The following is a 16,999-nucleotide window of genomic DNA, read 5'->3' as shown; positions in this document are numbered from 1 at the left end:
CACTCCATTTCATTGATGTCCCTGACCGGCGTACCGCAGAGGGGAAATTCACAGCAGAAAATAATCGCGTCCTTCGACCTGACCCCGGCGCAGCGGGTTCCGGGTGCACCACTGGGCGTAGGCCGCATCGACGAAGCGATACATCAAATGCTCGTCACGCCCATGGGGGATGCCCAGGCGGGTGGTCTGGATGATGTGGCCTGGCGCGGGGCCGGTGTCTTCCACCAGCAGTATCTCGTGGTCGAAACGCTTGGCATCCCACACCGGCACTTTCAGCCCCAGGGCCTTGCACAGCAGGGTCTGCCCGGCGCAAAGCTTTTGCGACGGTCGCGGGCGACCCTGAGCGTCGGGGTTGTTCAGCAGCATCTGCGCCAGACTGGCCGGGCCGCTGATTTCATCGACCCATGGATAGGCCGATTTGATCAGCACCGCATTGCCGGGTCCCTGTGCACTGAAGTTCAACGAATCGCCGCCACGGGCGTAGTACATATAGATGTGGCCGCCATCCAGAAACAAAGCCTTACGCTTTTCCGTGTAGCCGAGGGAGGCATGGCTGCCTTTTTCTTCGCAGTAATACGCTTCGGTTTCGATGATCCGGGCGCTGAGCCACAGGTCGCCGACCCGGTGACGGATGACTTTACCGAGCAGATCCCGGGCAAGCGTCTGGGCGTCACGGTCGAAAAAAGCGTCCGGAAGGCCCATCGGCAGGCGCTCGGCGTGGGCACGAACGGTCAGATTGGACATGGCAAACGGTGTTTATCCAGGCGAAAGAGGTCGTGATGATAACAATCCGAGCCTTAATTACGGCTGAACATCGGCAAATCGCCGTCCATTTCGACCATCCGCCCGTCACCGCTGTTAGTCCCGGGACGCGACAGCTATAATCTGCCGCTTTCCTCTTTGCCAAGACCCCAGCAGACCATGACTGAGTCCGTTCTTGACTACATGACCCGATTGGGTCGCGCCGCCCGCGAAGCTTCCCGGGTCATCGGCCGTGCCAGCACCGCGCAGAAAAACCGCGCCCTGCTGGCTGCCGCCAATGCCCTGGATGCCGCCCGCGCCGAGCTTGCGGCAGCCAATGAACAGGATCTGGCCGCCGGTCGCGCCAACGGTCTGGAGCCTGCACTGCTGGAACGTCTGGAACTGACCCCGGCGCGTATCGACGGGATGATCGTCGGTCTGCGCCAGGTGGCGGCCTTGCCGGACCCGGTCGGTGCGATCCGCGACATGAGCTTCCGTCCGTCGGGCATTCAGGTCGGCAAGATGCGCGTGCCGCTGGGCGTGATCGGGATCATCTACGAGTCCCGTCCGAACGTGACCATCGATGCCGCGAGCCTGTGCCTGAAATCCGGTAACGCGACCATCCTGCGTGGCGGTTCCGAAGCGATTCATTCCAACCGTGCAATTGCCGCCTGCATCCAGCGCGGCCTGGCTGAAGCCGAGCTGCCGGCTGCCGTGGTGCAAGTGGTGGAAACCACCGACCGCGCCGCCGTTGGCGCGTTGATCACCATGCCCGAGTACGTCGATGTGATCGTGCCGCGTGGTGGCCGTGGCCTGATCGAGCGCATCAGCCGTGACGCGCGGGTGCCGGTGATCAAGCACCTGGACGGCATCTGCCACGTCTATGTCAGCGAACACGCCGACCTGCCGAAAGCCCAGCGCATCGCCTTCAATGCCAAGACCTATCGTTATGGCATCTGCGGCGCGATGGAGACCTTGCTGGTCGATCAAAGTGTTGCGAAGGATTTCCTGCCGTCGATGGCTGCCCAGTTCCGCGAAAAAGGCGTCGAGCTGCGTGGTTGCGAGCGCACCCGGACGATCATCGATGCGGTGCCGGCCAGCGAAGAAGACTGGGGCACCGAGTATCTGGCGCCGATTCTGTCGATCCGTGTGGTCGACGGTCTGGACCAGGCCATCGAACATATCAACCATTACGGCTCCCATCACACCGATTCGATCGTCAGCGAAAACCTCGCCGACACCCGCCAGTTCGTGGCTCAGGTCGACTCGGCGTCGGTGATGATCAACACCCCGACCTGCTTCGCCGATGGATTCGAATACGGATTGGGTGCCGAGATCGGCATTTCTACTGATAAGCTGCACGCCCGTGGCCCGGTTGGCCTCGAAGGACTGACCTGCGAGAAGTACATCGTGGTCGGTGATGGCCAGTTGCGCGGCCAGGCGACGGTCTGACTTGTCCGACCTCGACCTGAAAGCGCCGAAATCCGGCAGAAAGTCTCGCCCCCAGCGCATTGGCGTTCTGGGCGGAACGTTCGATCCGGTGCATGTCGGTCATTTGCGTGGCGCGCTGGAAGTCGCCGAAGCGCTGGCCCTCGATGAGCTGCGCATGATGCCCAGCGCCCGGCCGCCGCATCGCGATACCCCGCAGGTGTCGGCGCAGGATCGGCTGGCAATGGTTGAATGTGCGGTGGCCGGAGTGCCGCCGCTGGTGGTGGACGCCCGCGAATTGCAGCGGGACAAACCGTCCTGGACCATCGATACCCTGGAGTCGCTGCGTGCCGAAATGGCCGCCGAGACCCAGGTTTTTCTGCTTTTGGGCTGGGACGCATTTTGCGGCCTGCCCACTTGGCACCGCTGGGAAGAGTTGCTCCAGCATTGCCACATCCTGGTGCTACAGCGCCCGGACGCCGACAGCGAACCGCCGGATGCCTTGCGCAACCTGCTGGCAGCGCGTTCGGTGAGCGACCCGCTGGCCCTGAAAGGGCCGAGCGGACAGATTGCATTCGTCTGGCAGACACCGCTCGCGGTCTCCGCCACCCAGATCCGTCAACTGCTGGCCAGCGGTAAGTCGGTACGTTTCCTGGTGCCCGACGCGGTCCTGGCCTACATCGATGCGCACGGTCTGTATCGTGCGTCGAACTGAACAAGGCGTGCTCAAGTAACACGATCATCGTGGGACGAGACGCCGAATACATGAGCAAAACGAGTTTTATATGACTGACAAAGACCAAACCAAAGTAAAGCGCAAAGGCACGTTCAAGAGCGCTCCGCTGCCAGAGCCGGTCAACACCAACGAGCCGCTGAAAGGCGACGAACTGGTCAAGATTGCCGTGGCAGCCCTGGAAGACGTCAAGGCCCAGGACATCCAGATCATCGATGTGCGCGACAAGCAGAGCATCACTGACTACATGATCATCGCCACCGGTACTTCCAACCGCCAGATCAACGCGATGCTGGACAAGGTTCGCGAAGAAGTGAAAAAGCAGGGCGCCAAGCCGCTGGGCGAAGAAGGCAAGGGCGACAGCGACTGGGTGCTGCTGGACCTGGACCTGGTGATCGTGCACATGATGACCGCCTCGGCTCGTCAGTTCTACGACCTGGAGCGCCTGTGGGCCGGTGCCGAGCAAAGCCGTGCGGCGGACGCCAAGCACCACAGCCCGGAAAACACCCACGAGCATTTCACCAAGCTCAACAAAGACCAGCTGTAAGGGACGCGCTGTGCGACTGCGACTGATCGCCGTCGGTTCACGCATGCCCAAATGGGTGGAAGAAGGCTGGCATGAATACGCCAAGCGTCTTCCGTCCGAGCTGGCGCTGGAACTGGTGGAAATACCGCTCAATACCCGTGGCAAGAATGCCGACGTGGCCCGCTTCATCCGTCAGGAAGGCGAAGCCATGCTGGCCAAGGTCGGGCAGAACGAGCGGATCGTCACCCTCGAAGTGCACGGCAAGCCCTGGAGCACCGAGCAACTGGCGGTCGAACTCGACCGTTGGCGGCTGGATTCGCGCACGGTCAATTTCATGGTCGGCGGCCCGGAAGGGCTGGCGCCGGAAGTCTGTGCCCGCGCGGATCAGCGCTGGTCGTTGTCGCCGTTGACGCTGCCGCACCCGCTGGTGCGCATCCTCATCGGCGAGCAGTTGTATCGTGCCTGGACCGTGTTGTCCGGCCACCCTTACCACAAGTAATCCTGTCCTCATGTCCCAGCCGATCCGCATCAAGGACCACGAAAAAGACGCCCGTCTGGTGCGTAGCCGCGTCGTGTTCGGGGCCATTGCGGTGGTGTTGCTGATCTGCGTGCTGATTGCCCGGCTGTATTTCCTGCAGGTCATCCAGTACGAGTACCACTCGACCCTGTCGGAAAACAATCGGGTGCATGTCCAGCCGATTCCGCCAACCCGCGGGTTGATCTTCGACCGTAACGGCGTGGTGGTGGCGGACAACCGCCCGAGCTTCAGCCTGAGCATGACCCGCGAGCGCTCCGGCGACTGGCAGCAAGTGCTCGATGTGATCGTCGAGGTGCTGGAGCTGACGCCGGAAGACCGGGTGATCTTCGAGAAACGCATGCGTCAGGGGCGCCGGCCGTTCGAGCCGGTGCCGATCCTGTTCGAGCTGACCGAAGAGCAGATCGCCCGCGTCGCGGTGAACCAGTTCCGCCTGCCGGGCGTGGAAGTGGTTGCGCAACTGGTGCGTCACTACCCGCAGGGCGCGCATTTTGCGCACTCGGTGGGTTACATGGGGCGGATCAACGAGAAAGAGCTGAAAACCCTCGACCCGGTCAATTACAGCGGTACCCATCACATCGGCAAGACCGGCATCGAACGTTTCTACGAAGCCGAACTGCACGGTCAGGTGGGTTACGAAGAGGTCGAGACCAACGCTCGGGGTCGCGTGCTGCGCGTGCTCAAGCGCACCGATCCGGTGCCGGGCAAGGACATCGTCCTGAGCCTCGACATCAAATTGCAGGAAGCCGCCGAAGCCGCGCTGGGCGGGCGACGCGGTGCCGTGGTGGCGCTGGATCCGAGCACCGGCGAAGTACTGGCGATGGTCAGTCAGCCGAGCTTCGACCCGAACCTGTTCGTCACCGGCATCAGCTTCAAGGCTTACGCCGAGCTGCGCGATTCCATCGACCGGCCGCTGTTCAACCGCGTACTGCGCGGTCTGTACCCGCCGGGCTCGACGATCAAGCCGGCGGTAGCGATTGCCGGTCTGGACGCGGGCGTGGTGACGGCGTCGAGCCGCGTGTTCGACCCGGGTTACTACATGCTGCCCAACTACGATCACAAATACCGCAACTGGAATCGCACGGGGGACGGCTTCGTCGACCTCGATACGGCGATCATGCGGTCCAACGACACCTACTTCTATGACCTGGCGCACAAGCTCGGCATCGATCGGTTGTCGGCTTACATGAACAAGTTCGGCATCGGCCAGAAGGTCTCGCTCGACATGTTCGAAGAATCTCCCGGTCTGATGCCGTCCCGTGAGTGGAAGCGTGCGACCCGTCGTCAGGCTTGGTTCCCGGGCGAGACCCTGATTCTCGGGATCGGCCAGGGCTACATGCAATCGACCCCGTTGCAACTGGCCCAGGCCACTGCGCTGGTGGCCAACAAGGGTGTGTGGAACCGTCCGCACCTGGCCAAGACCGTCGAAGGCGAGAGGCCCAAGGATGAAAACCCGATGCCGGACATCGTCCTGCGCGATCCGTCGGACTGGAACAAGGTCAATCACGGCATGCAACAGGTGATGCACGGCGCCCGGGGCACCGCGCGCAAAGCGGCTATCGGCTCGCAATACCGGATCGCCGGCAAGTCGGGTACGGCCCAGGTGGTCGCGATCAAGCAAGGCGAGAAATACGACCGCTCCAAAGTGCAGGAACGCCACCGCGACCACGCCTTGTTCGTTGGTTTTGCACCGGCCGACAACCCGAAAATCGTGGTGTCGGTGATGGTCGAGAACGGTGAGTCCGGTTCCGGCGTCGCCGCGCCGGTGGTGCGTCAGGTGATGGACGCCTGGCTGCTGGATCAGGACGGACGCTTGAAGGCCGAATACGCCAGCCCTATCAGTGCGGAGGCTACGGCCCGTGAAGAATAATTTCGATCGCATGCTCTCCAGCGAGGATGTGATGCGTCGCCGGGCAACGCTGTTGCAACGCCTGCATATCGACGGACCCTTGCTGGTCCTACTGCTGATCCTCGCGGCCGGCAGCCTGTTCGTGCTGTATTCGGCGAGCGGCAAGAGCTGGGACCTGCTGGCCAAACAGGCCACATCGTTCGGCATCGGTCTGGTATCGATGATCGTCATCGCCCAGTTCGAACCGCGGTTCATGGCCCGCTGGGTGCCGCTCGGCTATGTGGTCGGGGTGGTGCTGCTGATGGTGGTGGACATCATGGGCCACAACGCCATGGGTGCGACCCGCTGGATCAACATTCCCGGGGTGATCCGCTTCCAGCCGTCGGAATTCATGAAGATCCTGATGCCGGCGACCATCGCCTGGTACCTGTCCAAACGCACGCTGCCACCGCAGCTCAAGCACGTCGGGATCAGCCTGATGCTGATTGGCGTGCCGTTCATCCTGATCGTGCGTCAGCCGGATCTGGGCACTTCGCTGCTGATTCTGGCCGGTGGCGCGTTCGTGTTGTTCATGGGCGGGTTGCGCTGGCGCTGGATCCTCAGCGTGCTGGCCGCCGCCGTACCCGTGGCGATCGCCATGTGGTTCTTCATCATGCACGACTACCAGAAACAACGGATCCTGACCTTCCTCGATCCGGAAAGCGATCCGCTGGGCACCGGCTGGAACATCATTCAGTCGAAAGCCGCCATCGGTTCCGGCGGCGTGTTCGGCAAGGGCTGGCTCCTCGGTACCCAGTCGCACCTGGACTTCCTGCCGGAAAGCCACACCGACTTCATCATCGCGGTGCTGGGCGAAGAGTTCGGACTGGTGGGCATCTGCGCGCTGCTGCTGATCTATCTGTTGCTGATCGGTCGCGGCCTGGTGATTACCGCCCAGGCGCAGACGCTGTTCGGCAAACTGCTCGCCGGCGCCTTGACCATGACGTTTTTTGTTTATGTTTTCGTCAACATCGGTATGGTCAGTGGCCTGTTGCCGGTGGTGGGGGTGCCGTTGCCGTTCATTAGCTACGGCGGAACTTCGCTGGTGACACTGCTGTCAGCGTTTGGGGTTTTGATGTCGATCCATACGCATCGCAAATGGATCGCACAGGTTTGAATAAGGTGAAGAGTTCAATGCAAGTAATGCGTGACTGGGCGACACGATACGCACCGTGGCTCGGCCTGGTAGGCATCCTTGGCAGCGCGCAGGAAGCGCTGGCCGGCGATTACGAAGGCTCGCCCCAGGTGGCCGAATTCGTCGGTGAAATGACCCGCGACTACGGTTTCGCCGGCGAACAACTGATGGCGGTGTTCCGCGAGGCGCAGCGCAAACAGGCGATTCTCGACGCGATTTCCAAACCCGCCGAACGGGTCAAACAGTGGAAAGAATACCGGCCGATGTTCCTCACCGACGCGCGCATCGCCCGGGGTGTGGACTTCTGGCGCCAGCACGAGGCTGTGCTGGCCCGCGCCGAGCAGGAATACGGCGTTCCGGCCCAGGTGATCGTGTCGATCATCGGCGTTGAGACCTTTTTCGGACGTAATACCGGTAATTACCGGGTGATCGATGCCTTGTCCACGCTGGGATTCGACTATCCTCCCCGTGCCGAATTTTTCCGCAAGGAACTGCGTGAGTTCCTGCTGCTGGCGCGTGAAGAGCAGGTCGACCCGCTGACCCTCAAGGGGTCCTACGCCGGGGCGATGGGCTTGCCGCAGTTCATGCCGAGCAGCTTTCGCGCCTACGCGGTGGATTTCGATGGCGACGGCCACATCAATATCTGGAACAACCCGGATGATGCGATCGGCAGCGTCGCCAGCTACTTCAAGCGTCACGGCTGGGTGGCCGGCGAGCCGGTGGTCAGTCGGGCCGATGTGCGCGGCGAACAGGTGGATGAGGGTTTGACCACCGGGATCGAACCGACGAAGACCGTCGGGGAGTTGCGAGCGCTGGGCTGGTCAAGTCATGATGCGCTGCGCGATGATATGCCGGTTACTGCATTCCGCCTGGAAGGCGACAATGGCCCGGAATACTGGATGGGCCTGAAGAATTTCTACGCGATCACGCGTTATAACCGCAGCGTGATGTACGCCATGGCTGTACATCAACTGTCTGAAGAGCTGGTAAAAGCACGGGGCGTCAAGTAATGCAGGCATTGCCTATCAACAAACCCCTGAAGCTGGTGGCATTCGCTGCGTTGGCAGTGCTGGTCGCCAGTTGCTCGACCAGCCGTGCACCGAGCCAGAAGACTTCGTCCACTGCTGTTCGCGCGCAGCCGGGCCTGGATATCAACCGGGCCCACAAGGATGGCGCGCCGTGGTGGGACGTCGATGTGTCGCGCATCCCGGACGCCACGCCGACCCTGCACACCGGTCCGTACAAGGCCAACCCGTACACCGTGCTGGGCAAGACCTACTTCCCGTTGCAGGAATCCAAGACCTACGTGGCTTCGGGTACTGCATCCTGGTATGGCACCAAGTTCCACGGTCAGAACACCGCCAACGGCGAAGTCTATGACCTGTACGGCATGAGCGCCGCCCACAAGACATTACCGCTGCCAAGTTACGTTCGGGTGACCAACCTGGACAACAACAGGAGCGTGATCCTGCGGGTCAACGACCGTGGACCGTTCTATTCGGACCGGATCATCGACCTGTCCTACGCCGCGGCCAAAAAACTCGGCTATGCCGAAATCGGCACCGCGCGGGTCAAGGTCGAGGGTATCGACCCGCAACAGTGGTGGGCCGCAAAAGGCCGTCCGGCGCCTTTGATGCTCAACGAGCCGCAAGTCGCGCAGAATACTGCGCCGGTGATCACGGCCTCGGCCGGTACCATCGAGCAGTGGACTCCACCGCCGCAACAACATGCCTCTGACACTGTACCTGTACAGATCAGCGCAAAAAAAAAACGCTTCTGCACCAGCGTCTGGCCAGTATCTGCAGGTGGGCGCGTTCGCCAACCCGGACGCTGCAGAACTCCTGAGGTCGAAGCTCAGCGGGATGGTGAGCGCTCCGGTGTTCATCAGCTCGATCGTGCGCAATCAGCAGACCCTGCACCGGGTACGCCTGGGACCGATCGGTTCGCCGGGTGAAATTGCCCAGGTACAGAACAGCGTGCGCTCGGCCAATCTCGGTTCGCCAAGCGTGGTCACCGAGTAAGTAATACGTAGCACTTGATTGACGGTTCACCAGCGATTGGGGGGTGAATCAGGTTGTTGGCTCGTCGAAGAACAAAAGCCCGGCAAAGGGTGACTGGAGTGAGCAACTGAACACGCGATGGCCCGTTAGAAAGCCATCTGATTAATTTTGCCCGCAAGGGCAGTTTCCATTAGCGATTTCGAGAGACGGATGAACATCACCACCTTTGCCAAACGCCTGTGTCTGCTAGTCCCGCTGCTCCTCTCGCCAGCCGCCTTCGCGGCCGAGATGATGCCGTCGCCACCTCAACTGGCCGCAAAAGCCTACGTGCTCATGGACGCCAGCAGCGGCAACGTGCTGGTGGAGAACAACGGTGACCAGCGTCTGCCACCGGCCAGCCTGACCAAACTGATGACCGCGTACATCGCTACGCTGGAAATCCGTCGCGGCCAGATCGGTGAAAACGATCCAGTGACCATCAGCGAAAACGCCTGGCGCACCGGCGGCTCGCGGATGTTCATCAAAGTCGGCTCGCAAGTGACTGTCAGCGACCTGCTGCACGGCATCATCATCCAGTCCGGCAACGACGCCAGCGTCGCGGTTTCCGAGCACATCGCCGGCAGCGAAGACGCCTTCGCCGACCTGATGAACAAGACCGTCGCCGATCTGGGCATGACCAACACCCACTTCATGAACCCGACCGGTCTGCCGAACCCTGAGCACTACTCGTCGGCTCACGATATGGCGATCCTGGCTCGCGCGATCATCCACGAAGACCCGGCTCACTACGCGATCTACTCGCAGAAAGAGTTCTTCTGGAACGGCATCAAGCAACCTAACCGCAACCTGCTGCTGTGGCGCGACAAGACCGTTGACGGTCTGAAAACCGGTCACACCGACGAAGCCGGCTACTGCATGGTGTCCTCGGCCGTACGTGACGGCATGCGCCTGATCGCCGTGGTGTTCGGCACCAACAGCGAAGTGGCTCGCGCTGCTGAAACCCAGAAGCTGCTGACCTACGGTTTCCGTTTCTTCGAAACCCAGACCTTCTACCAGAAGGGTACCGAACTGGCTCAGGCCCCGGTGTGGAAAGGCACCACCAATCAAGTCAAGGCCGGCCTGGCTGAAGACCTGACCATGACCCTGCCGAAAGGCCAGCTGAAAAAGCTCGCTGCCAGCATGACCATGAACCCGCAACTGACCGCGCCAATCGCCAAGGGCGACGTGATCGGTAAAGTCGAAGTGAAACTGGACGACAAGGTGGTGCACAGCGCCGACCTGATCGCCCTGGACGCTGTCGAGGAGGGTGGTATCTTCCGCCGCATGTGGGATAGCATCCGTCTATTCTTCTACGGCTTGTTCAACTGATTCGAGTTGACCTGCATGGCCCCGTTCCGATCCGGAGCGGGGCCTTGTTCGTTACCGGGCTTACGCTTACGAGGCCGTTACGCCATGACCGATACCGAAGTAAAGGCGCCAAAGATCGAATTTCCGCAGGTTGATTATCCGGTTAAGGTGATCAGCGATACGGGCGTCGGCAACAAAGACAAGATCATCGACATCGTCAAGAAACACGCCAAGATCAACGATGAGCGTGTGGACGAGCGTCAAAGCAGCAACGGCAAGTACACCACCATCCAGTTGCACATCGTCGCGACCGACCAGGATCAGCTGTACAACATCAACAGCGAACTGCGGGCGACCGGTTTCGTGCACATGGTGTTGTGATGTCCGGCACGCTGGGCTTTCGCGAGCTTGGCCAGATGGCTTACGAGCCGGTCTGGCATGCCATGCAACGTTTTACCAACGAACGCGGCAGTGATGCCGCCGACGAAATCTGGCTCGTCGAGCACCCACCGGTGTTCACCCAGGGCCAGGCCGGCAAGGCCGAACACCTGCTGCTGCCGGGGGATATTCCGGTGGTGCAGGTCGACCGCGGCGGGCAGGTGACTTACCATGGCCCCGGCCAACTGGTGGCGTACCTGCTGCTGGATGTGCGCAAACTGGGTTTTGGTGTACGAGACCTGGTCACGCGCATGGAGCGGTGCCTGATCGAGTTGCTGGCCAGCTATGACGTCACTGCAGTGGCCAAGCCAGACGCTCCCGGCGTCTACGTCGACGGAGCGAAAATCGCTTCTCTGGGTTTGCGGATTCGCCACGGTTGTTCCTTTCATGGCCTGGCCCTGAACGTGGACATGGACCTGGAACCGTTTCGACGGATTAATCCCTGCGGCTACGCCGGGCTGGCGATGACCCAGCTGAGCGACCATGCAGGATCGATTGAATTTGCCGAGGTAAGTGCCCGGCTGCGCGCGCAGCTCGTCAAACACCTCGACTATGCTGAGCAGACGACCCTGACGGGCGGAATCGACTGATATGACTACTGATGCAGTGCAAACCATGATCCCGACGCTCGACGTGACCGAGCGCCCGGCCCCGCGTCCCAAGGTTGAAGCGGGCGTCAAGCTGCGCGGCGCCGAGAAGGTTGCACGCATCCCGGTGAAGATCATTCCGACCACCGAGCTGCCGAAGAAACCCGACTGGATCCGCGTGCGCATCCCGGTTTCGCCGGAAGTCGACCGCATCAAGAGCCTGCTGCGCAAGCACAAGCTGCACAGCGTCTGTGAAGAAGCGTCCTGCCCGAACCTGGGCGAGTGCTTCTCCGGCGGCACCGCGACCTTCATGATCATGGGTGACATCTGCACCCGTCGCTGCCCGTTCTGCGACGTTGGCCACGGTCGTCCGAAGCCACTGGACGTCAACGAGCCGGAAAGCCTGGCCATCGCCATCGCCGACCTGAAACTCAAGTACGTGGTGATCACCTCGGTTGACCGCGACGACCTGCGTGACGGCGGTGCCCAGCACTTTGCCGACTGCATCCGCGAAATCCGCAAACTGTCGCCGAACGTGCAGCTCGAGACCCTGGTCCCGGACTACCGTGGCCGCATGGACATCGCTCTGGAAATCACCGCGGCCGAGCCGCCGGATGTGTTCAACCACAACCTGGAAACCGTGCCGCGCCTGTACAAGGCTGCGCGTCCGGGTTCGGACTACCAGTGGTCGCTGACCCTGCTGCAACGCTTCAAGCAGATGATGCCGCACATTCCGACCAAGTCCGGCCTGATGCTGGGTCTGGGCGAGACCGACGACGAAGTCATCGAAGTCATGAAGCGCATGCGCGAACACGACATCGACATGCTGACCCTGGGCCAGTACCTGCAACCGTCCCGCAGCCACTTGCCGGTGCAGCGTTTCGTGCACCCGGACACCTTCGCCTGGTTCGCCGAGGAAGGTTACAAGATGGGCTTCAAGAACGTCGCGTCCGGCCCGTTGGTGCGCTCTTCGTACCACGCCGACGAGCAGGCGAAACTGGTCAAGGCCGAGCTGCTGGGTTCCTGATTCAGCGCTGAATGAAAAAATGCCCGCCGGGGTTTATCGCCCGGCGGGCATTTTTTTGCCCGGCCTACACTCGTTACTGACTTTTCCTGCAATCTGCGGCGCAGCCGAGCCTCTTCTGTTTGTCGCCGTTCCTGACTACTGTGTGAGCATGACTTCACACAGGGAGATCCATGGATGACCGTTCGACCGACCCACACCCTTTGTCCGCACAAGCCTGTCCCCGCACTGCCGTCGGAAGGGCTGATAGGCGTCATCGCTCCAGCCGGCCCCGGCACGCTGGATACCGAAAAGGCTGTTCAATGGATGCGTGCCCGGGGTTACGGATTGCGGGTGTTCCCTGGCGTCTACGAAAAGGATGGCTATCTGGCCGGTAGCGACGAGGTGCGGCTCAACGATCTGCACGCGGCGTTCGCTGACGAGGAAGTCGATGCAATCATTTGCCTGCGCGGTGGTTACGGCACGCCAAGGTTGCTGGACCGGATCGACTACGACTTGCTGAGCCGCCATGCCAAACCCTTCGTCGGTTACAGCGACATCACCGCGCTGCATCTGGCTATCAGTCGCTACGCCGGGTTCGTGACCTTTCACGGGCCACTGTTGAATGCCGACTTGCTGGGGGACAAGGAACCGCCGACGGTGACGTCGTTCTTCGCCATGCTGCGCGGCCAGTTGACGGCCGGTAGCGTATTGAGCCATCCGGTGGCCTACCCACTGACCACGGTTGAGCCCGGCATTGCCCATGGGCGTTTGCTGGGCGGCAATCTGGCGATGATCGCCGCGACCCTGGGCACGCCTTACGAAATCGACGTCGAAGGGGTGATTCTGCTCATCGAGGACGTCAACGAGCCGCTGTATCGGATCGACCGCTTGCTGACCCAGATGCGTCTGGCTGGCAAATTGGCCAGATTGCGTGGCGTGTTGGTCGGGGATGTGGCGGGCGTGGATACCGAGGCCTTGAACCGCCTGCTCAAGCAGACCTTTGAACCGTTGCGGATTCCGGTGCTGTCGGGTTGGCGCAGCGGGCATTGTGATCCGAACCTGACGTTGCCGATGGGCGCGCTGGTTCGGCTGGATGCGGGGAAGAAGGAGTTGATGCTGGAGCAGGATGTGGTGATTCGGTAGCCGAACCCCAAAACAAGACCGCCGCCTGAAGAGGCGGCGGTCTTGTTTTTACTGGCTACGCAAGCTTTCCAGCAGCTTGTGCGTCGGGTAACCGTCCGCGGGCCAGCCAAATGACTGCTGCGCACTGCGGATCGCCTTGCGCGTATTGGCACCGATGATGCCGTCGGCGGTGCCCGCGTCGTAGTTGCGTGCAGTCAGCAGATTTTGCAGCTCGATGCGCTCGGTGCGACTCAGCGGCAGATCATCTTTTGGCCAGGTGCCGTTGATCAGGCCTGCGCCGTTGAAACGCTCTGACAACAGGCTCACGGCCAGGGCATAGGACGACGAGTTGTTGTACTTGAGGATCGCCCGGAAGTTATCGAGGATCAGGAACGCCGGGCCACGATAGCCGGCCGGCAGCAGCAGGGCGGCCGACAGTTGCTCGGAGCCGGCCGGTGCCTGGCCGCCGTTGGGCAGAATCACACCCAGTTGCCGCCATTCGGCGACACTTTTGCGAATTGCACCGTCGGCCAGGGTGTAGTTGAAACCGCTCGGCAGCTGCACCTCGAAGCCCCACGGCTGGCCACGCTGCCAGCCGGAGCTTTGCAGGTAGTGCGCGGTGGAGGCCAAGGCGTCAGCCGGGCTACCCCAGATGTCGCGGCGACCGTCACCGTCGAAATCCACGGCGTGGGTGTTGTAGGTGGTCGGGATGAACTGGGTCTGGCCCATGGCGCCGGCCCAGGAACCGAGCATCTTCTCTGGCGTGATATCGCCCTGTTGCAGGATTTGCAGCGCCGCGATCAGTTGCGCGTGGGCAAAGCCCGGGCGGCGGCCTTCATAGGCCAGGGTCGCCAGGGAATTGATCACCGACTTGGTGCCCTGGAATTGGCCGAAATTGCTTTCCATCCCCCACACCGACACCAGCGCCTGGCGATCGACGCCATAGCGCTGCTCGATGCGTTGCAGGATGTCGGCGTATTGGTTGATCAGCGCCTGGCCTTTGCGCACTCGCAGCGGCGACAGGGCGCCATCCAGGTATTCCCATACCGGCCGGGCGAACTCCGGCTGGCTGCGGTCGGCGCGGATCACGCTGGCGTCGAAACTGACGTTGGCAAAGGCGCGATCGAAGACGTCGGCGCGAATCCCGGCGGCCAAAGCGTCCTTGCGGAAGCCGGCCTGCCACTCGGCGAAGGTCTGGGTCGGTTGCAGGTCGAGGTCGTCACCGGACGGCACTACCGGCGGGATGATCGCAGGGGCCGTGGCAACAGGAGCGGTCTGAAGCGGTTGAGCGTCGGCGGCGGTGGGTTTTTCCGCGCAGGCGACAAGCAGTACGAAACTTGTGGCAGCGATCAGTTGGCGAAAGGGCCAACGACGGGAAAGACTAAGGGGCATGCACAGGTCCAGAGGATACGAATCAGGTGCAGACCTTAACATGAGGAAGGGGTGCTGCGCTTCAAGCGGCCAGAAAGTAAGAAGCCTCCCAGCTGTCAGACTGGAAGGCTTCGCGGCGGTAGCTGCCTTTACCCTTGGTGGGGCGTTCCTGGCGGCTGCGGAACAGGGGTTGGGCAACGATGGATTTGGCCTTGTTATGGCCATGTTTCGATGGCTTTTTGCTCATGAGGGTTCTCGCGAGTGAGTGGGTTTTGCGCGGCAAATGATCTGCCGATGTCGAGCGTCTGTCTATAGGACAGAAGGCGGGATGTTCTGTAGGACATGGTCTGTACAAAAAAACGGGATCGCGGTGTGCGATCCCGGGTTTCATTCGGCAGGTAAGGTCAGACGCTGACCGGCCATCAACAGCGCCAGCCGACTGAGGCTCATCCACGGCGAGCCGGCCGCCTGACCCTTGATCTGTGCGTCGATGCGCTGGGCCTCGAGCAACAATTGCGCCCAGCGTTGCGCCGAGTAGCGTTGCAGGGCTTTGCTCATCAGCGGTTTGCGCTTGTCCCAGACCGGCGGTTTCGCCTGACTGAAGCACTTGTCCAGCGGTGTGCCCTGGCTGTACTGCAACGAGATATTGGCCAGCAGGCGCAACTCCCGCGCCAGGGCCCAGAGAATCACCGGCGGCTCGACACCTTCGCCGCGCAGCCCTTCGAGCATGCGCAGGGCGTGAGCCGGTTCGCCGTTGAGCACCGCGTCGGTCAGGCCGAACACGTCAAAACGCGCACTGTCGGCCACGGCCGCCTGCACGGTTTCGACGCTGATCTGCCCACCCTCGGCCATCAGCTTGAGCTTCTCGATCTCCTGCGCCGCAGCCAGCAGGTTGCCTTCGACTCGCGCGGCAATCAGTTCGACGGCGTCCTGACTGGCTGACAGCCCAGCCTGGGACAGGCGTTGGCGAATCCAGCTCGGCAACTGGTTGGCATCCACCGGCCAGATCTGGATGAACTGAGTCTGCTGACCTTCGACCAGCGCCTTGCCCCACTTGGTCTTCTGCGCGCTGCCGTCCAGCTTGGGCAAGCTGATCAGCAGCACCGTGTCTTCAGCGGGGCGCGAGCAGTATTCGATCAGTGCAGCAGCGCCTTTGTCACCAGGCTTGCCGGACGGCAGGCGCAGTTCCAGCAGGCGCTTTTCGGCGAACAGCGACATGCTGGCGCCGGCCTGCAGCAACGTGCCCCAATCGAAATTGGCGTCGGCGGCGAAGACCTGGCGTTCGTCGAACCCTTGCTGACGGGCAGCGGAGCGAATGGCGTCGGCCGCTTCCTGACACAGCAGCGGATCATCGCCGCTGATGATGTAGACCGGCGCGAGGGCACCTTGCAGGTGTTTGCCGAGTTGGGCGGGAGCGAGCTTCATAAGAAACGGCGAACGGGGCGCCTGAGCGCCCCGAACGTCTTACTGCTGCGGCAGTTCGAGCGGCGACTGACGCGGAGTTTCCGCTTCAGCCTTCTGCGCCGCTTCCAGGGCGTCGGCTTCTGCCTTGGCCCGGTCGTTGGCGGCTTGTTGCAGAGCTTCCAGCTGAGCCGGAGTCAGCTGTTGCAGGCGCAGCATCATGCGCTGTACCAGCTCGCGGCGTGTCTCGTTGCGGGCATCGTTGGCTTCCTGGTCGGAACCCACCAGGTTGTTGCCGTCGTGGATGAACACTTTCTGCACTTCAAGCTTGTCGCTTTTGAGCAGCAGGTTCTTGTCGCCACGGATGTCGTAGCTGAGCACAGTGTTTACCTGATACTCGCCAGTACGGCCGGCGCCAGCGTAGCTGAGGATGCGCTGGTTCTCCTGCTCGTCGGCCAGGTACAGCTTGTACGGCGCACCGGAGACGATCTTGACGCCGCTGGCCTCCAGCAGCTGACGCAGTTGCGTCACGGTTTCGCCGTAGGCGTTGCGGGCGCTCAGGTCGAGTTCCTTGATCGCCAGTTCGGTGGTGCCGGTGCCGCGCAGCTGGAAACCGCAGGCGCTCAACAGGACAGCGAGGCCCATCACCAGCAGATTGCGTTTGATCATTGTGTTGCTCCCCTTGAAACCATGTGGGCCGACCTAGCGGCCCGAAAGGTTTTACAGGGCGCCAGGCAAACC

17 protein-coding genes and 1 pseudogene are annotated in these 16,999 nt (G+C 61.8%); 13 read left to right on the top strand and 5 right to left on the bottom strand.

The window, feature by feature from the left end:
* Positions 1-48 precede the first annotated feature (48 nt).
* Positions 49-744, bottom strand: a complete 696-nt coding sequence (locus tag IF199_RS26455) for a DNA-3-methyladenine glycosylase (RefSeq protein ID WP_096820781.1) — start codon at positions 742-744, stop codon at positions 49-51.
* A gap of 177 nt (positions 745-921) precedes the next feature.
* Here IF199_RS26455 and IF199_RS26450 point away from each other — a divergent pair, with 177 nt between their 5' ends.
* The 13 genes and pseudogenes from IF199_RS26450 to IF199_RS26390 all read left to right on the top strand — a co-directional run bounded on the left by IF199_RS26450 (position 922) and on the right by IF199_RS26390 (position 13,507).
* Entirely contained in the window at positions 922-2,193 is a 1,272-nt protein-coding gene (locus IF199_RS26450; protein WP_192559074.1) for a glutamate-5-semialdehyde dehydrogenase, read from the top strand.
* The gene (gene nadD, locus IF199_RS26445) at positions 2,162-2,884 is read left to right on the top strand and encodes a nicotinate-nucleotide adenylyltransferase (RefSeq protein WP_244142414.1); all 723 of its coding nucleotides are present in this window, start codon (positions 2,162-2,164) and stop codon (positions 2,882-2,884) included. The genes IF199_RS26450 and nadD overlap by 32 nt, the downstream gene beginning before the upstream one ends.
* A 70-nt stretch (positions 2,885-2,954) precedes the next feature.
* Complete coding sequence (gene rsfS, locus IF199_RS26440) at positions 2,955-3,449, top strand: ribosome silencing factor (protein ID WP_008087903.1); 495 nt, start codon at positions 2,955-2,957, stop codon at positions 3,447-3,449.
* 10 nt (positions 3,450-3,459) lie between these two features.
* Positions 3,460-3,927: a 23S rRNA (pseudouridine(1915)-N(3))-methyltransferase RlmH gene (rlmH, locus tag IF199_RS26435; RefSeq protein ID WP_009051038.1), complete on the top strand. Its 468-nt coding sequence runs from the start codon at positions 3,460-3,462 to the stop codon at positions 3,925-3,927.
* A 10-nt stretch (positions 3,928-3,937) separates the two neighbouring features.
* The gene (gene mrdA, locus IF199_RS26430; RefSeq protein WP_096820783.1) at positions 3,938-5,833 is read left to right on the top strand and encodes a penicillin-binding protein 2; all 1,896 of its coding nucleotides are present in this window, start codon (positions 3,938-3,940) and stop codon (positions 5,831-5,833) included.
* Positions 5,834-5,864: 31 nt separating this feature from the next.
* On the top strand, positions 5,865-6,968 hold the full coding sequence (rodA, locus tag IF199_RS26425; RefSeq protein WP_085712360.1) for a rod shape-determining protein RodA: 1,104 nt from the start codon (positions 5,865-5,867) through the stop codon (positions 6,966-6,968).
* A gap of 17 nt (positions 6,969-6,985) precedes the next feature.
* A complete protein-coding gene (gene mltB / locus IF199_RS26420) occupies positions 6,986-7,996 on the top strand; it encodes a lytic murein transglycosylase B (RefSeq protein WP_096820785.1) in 1,011 nt (336 codons plus the stop codon).
* Positions 7,996-9,007, top strand: a pseudogene (locus tag IF199_RS26415) (septal ring lytic transglycosylase RlpA family protein). Before mltB ends, IF199_RS26415 begins: the two are co-directional and overlap by 1 nt.
* 189 nt (positions 9,008-9,196) lie before the next feature.
* A complete protein-coding gene (locus IF199_RS26410) occupies positions 9,197-10,354 on the top strand; it encodes a D-alanyl-D-alanine carboxypeptidase family protein (RefSeq protein ID WP_096820787.1) in 1,158 nt (385 codons plus the stop codon).
* 84 nt (positions 10,355-10,438) lie between these two features.
* On the top strand, positions 10,439-10,714 hold the full coding sequence (locus tag IF199_RS26405) for a DUF493 domain-containing protein (protein WP_007958664.1): 276 nt from the start codon (positions 10,439-10,441) through the stop codon (positions 10,712-10,714).
* Complete coding sequence (gene lipB, locus IF199_RS26400) at positions 10,714-11,361, top strand: lipoyl(octanoyl) transferase LipB (RefSeq protein WP_096820788.1); 648 nt, start codon at positions 10,714-10,716, stop codon at positions 11,359-11,361. The genes IF199_RS26405 and lipB overlap by 1 nt, the downstream gene beginning before the upstream one ends.
* 25 nt (positions 11,362-11,386) lie before the next feature.
* Positions 11,387-12,385, top strand: coding sequence for a lipoyl synthase (gene lipA, locus IF199_RS26395; RefSeq protein ID WP_162130488.1), 999 nt, complete (start codon positions 11,387-11,389; stop codon positions 12,383-12,385).
* Between the two features lie 174 nt (positions 12,386-12,559).
* Entirely contained in the window at positions 12,560-13,507 is a 948-nt protein-coding gene (locus tag IF199_RS26390; RefSeq protein ID WP_192559073.1) for a S66 peptidase family protein, read from the top strand.
* 48 nt (positions 13,508-13,555) lie between these two features.
* Here the strand turns inward: IF199_RS26390 and IF199_RS26385 are convergent, their stop codons facing one another.
* The 4 genes from IF199_RS26385 to IF199_RS26370 all read right to left on the bottom strand — a co-directional run bounded on the left by IF199_RS26385 (position 13,556) and on the right by IF199_RS26370 (position 16,927).
* The gene (locus tag IF199_RS26385) at positions 13,556-14,878 is read right to left on the bottom strand and encodes a lytic murein transglycosylase (protein ID WP_096820790.1); all 1,323 of its coding nucleotides are present in this window, start codon (positions 14,876-14,878) and stop codon (positions 13,556-13,558) included.
* A gap of 61 nt (positions 14,879-14,939) precedes the next feature.
* Positions 14,940-15,104: an alternative ribosome rescue factor ArfA gene (gene arfA / locus IF199_RS26380; RefSeq protein ID WP_007958672.1), complete on the bottom strand. Its 165-nt coding sequence runs from the start codon at positions 15,102-15,104 to the stop codon at positions 14,940-14,942.
* A 140-nt stretch (positions 15,105-15,244) separates the two neighbouring features.
* Positions 15,245-16,282, bottom strand: a complete 1,038-nt coding sequence (gene holA / locus IF199_RS26375; RefSeq protein ID WP_096820791.1) for a DNA polymerase III subunit delta — start codon at positions 16,280-16,282, stop codon at positions 15,245-15,247.
* A 39-nt stretch (positions 16,283-16,321) separates the two neighbouring features.
* Positions 16,322-16,927, bottom strand: a complete 606-nt coding sequence (locus IF199_RS26370; RefSeq protein WP_096820792.1) for an LPS-assembly lipoprotein LptE — start codon at positions 16,925-16,927, stop codon at positions 16,322-16,324.
* Positions 16,928-16,999 lie beyond the last annotated feature (72 nt).

Origin of the sequence: Pseudomonas allokribbensis (assembly GCF_014863605.1) — a bacterium.
GTDB lineage: Bacteria > Pseudomonadota > Gammaproteobacteria > Pseudomonadales > Pseudomonadaceae > Aquipseudomonas > Aquipseudomonas allokribbensis.
This window is presented reverse-complemented; position numbering and strand designations above follow the sequence as displayed.

Excerpts from the sequence above, each read along its gene's own strand:
- IF199_RS26455 (WP_096820781.1), bottom strand. The coding sequence starts at position 744 with ATGTCCAATCTGACCGTTCGTGCCCACGCCGAGCGCCTGCCGATGGGC.
- IF199_RS26450 (WP_192559074.1), top strand. The coding sequence starts at position 922 with ATGACTGAGTCCGTTCTTGACTACATGACCCGATTGGGTCGCGCCGCC.
- nadD (WP_244142414.1), top strand. The coding sequence starts at position 2,162 with ATGGCCAGTTGCGCGGCCAGGCGACGGTCTGACTTGTCCGACCTCGAC.
- rsfS (WP_008087903.1), top strand. The coding sequence starts at position 2,955 with ATGACTGACAAAGACCAAACCAAAGTAAAGCGCAAAGGCACGTTCAAG.
- mrdA (WP_096820783.1), top strand. The coding sequence starts at position 3,938 with ATGTCCCAGCCGATCCGCATCAAGGACCACGAAAAAGACGCCCGTCTG.
- rodA (WP_085712360.1), top strand. The coding sequence starts at position 5,865 with ATGCGTCGCCGGGCAACGCTGTTGCAACGCCTGCATATCGACGGACCC.
- mltB (WP_096820785.1), top strand. The coding sequence starts at position 6,986 with ATGCAAGTAATGCGTGACTGGGCGACACGATACGCACCGTGGCTCGGC.
- IF199_RS26410 (WP_096820787.1), top strand. The coding sequence starts at position 9,197 with ATGAACATCACCACCTTTGCCAAACGCCTGTGTCTGCTAGTCCCGCTG.
- IF199_RS26405 (WP_007958664.1), top strand. The coding sequence starts at position 10,439 with ATGACCGATACCGAAGTAAAGGCGCCAAAGATCGAATTTCCGCAGGTT.
- lipB (WP_096820788.1), top strand. The coding sequence starts at position 10,714 with ATGTCCGGCACGCTGGGCTTTCGCGAGCTTGGCCAGATGGCTTACGAG.
- lipA (WP_162130488.1), top strand. The coding sequence starts at position 11,387 with ATGATCCCGACGCTCGACGTGACCGAGCGCCCGGCCCCGCGTCCCAAG.
- IF199_RS26390 (WP_192559073.1), top strand. The coding sequence starts at position 12,560 with ATGACCGTTCGACCGACCCACACCCTTTGTCCGCACAAGCCTGTCCCC.
- IF199_RS26385 (WP_096820790.1), bottom strand. The coding sequence starts at position 14,878 with ATGCCCCTTAGTCTTTCCCGTCGTTGGCCCTTTCGCCAACTGATCGCT.
- arfA (WP_007958672.1), bottom strand. The coding sequence starts at position 15,104 with ATGAGCAAAAAGCCATCGAAACATGGCCATAACAAGGCCAAATCCATC.
- holA (WP_096820791.1), bottom strand. The coding sequence starts at position 16,282 with ATGAAGCTCGCTCCCGCCCAACTCGGCAAACACCTGCAAGGTGCCCTC.
- IF199_RS26370 (WP_096820792.1), bottom strand. The coding sequence starts at position 16,927 with ATGATCAAACGCAATCTGCTGGTGATGGGCCTCGCTGTCCTGTTGAGC.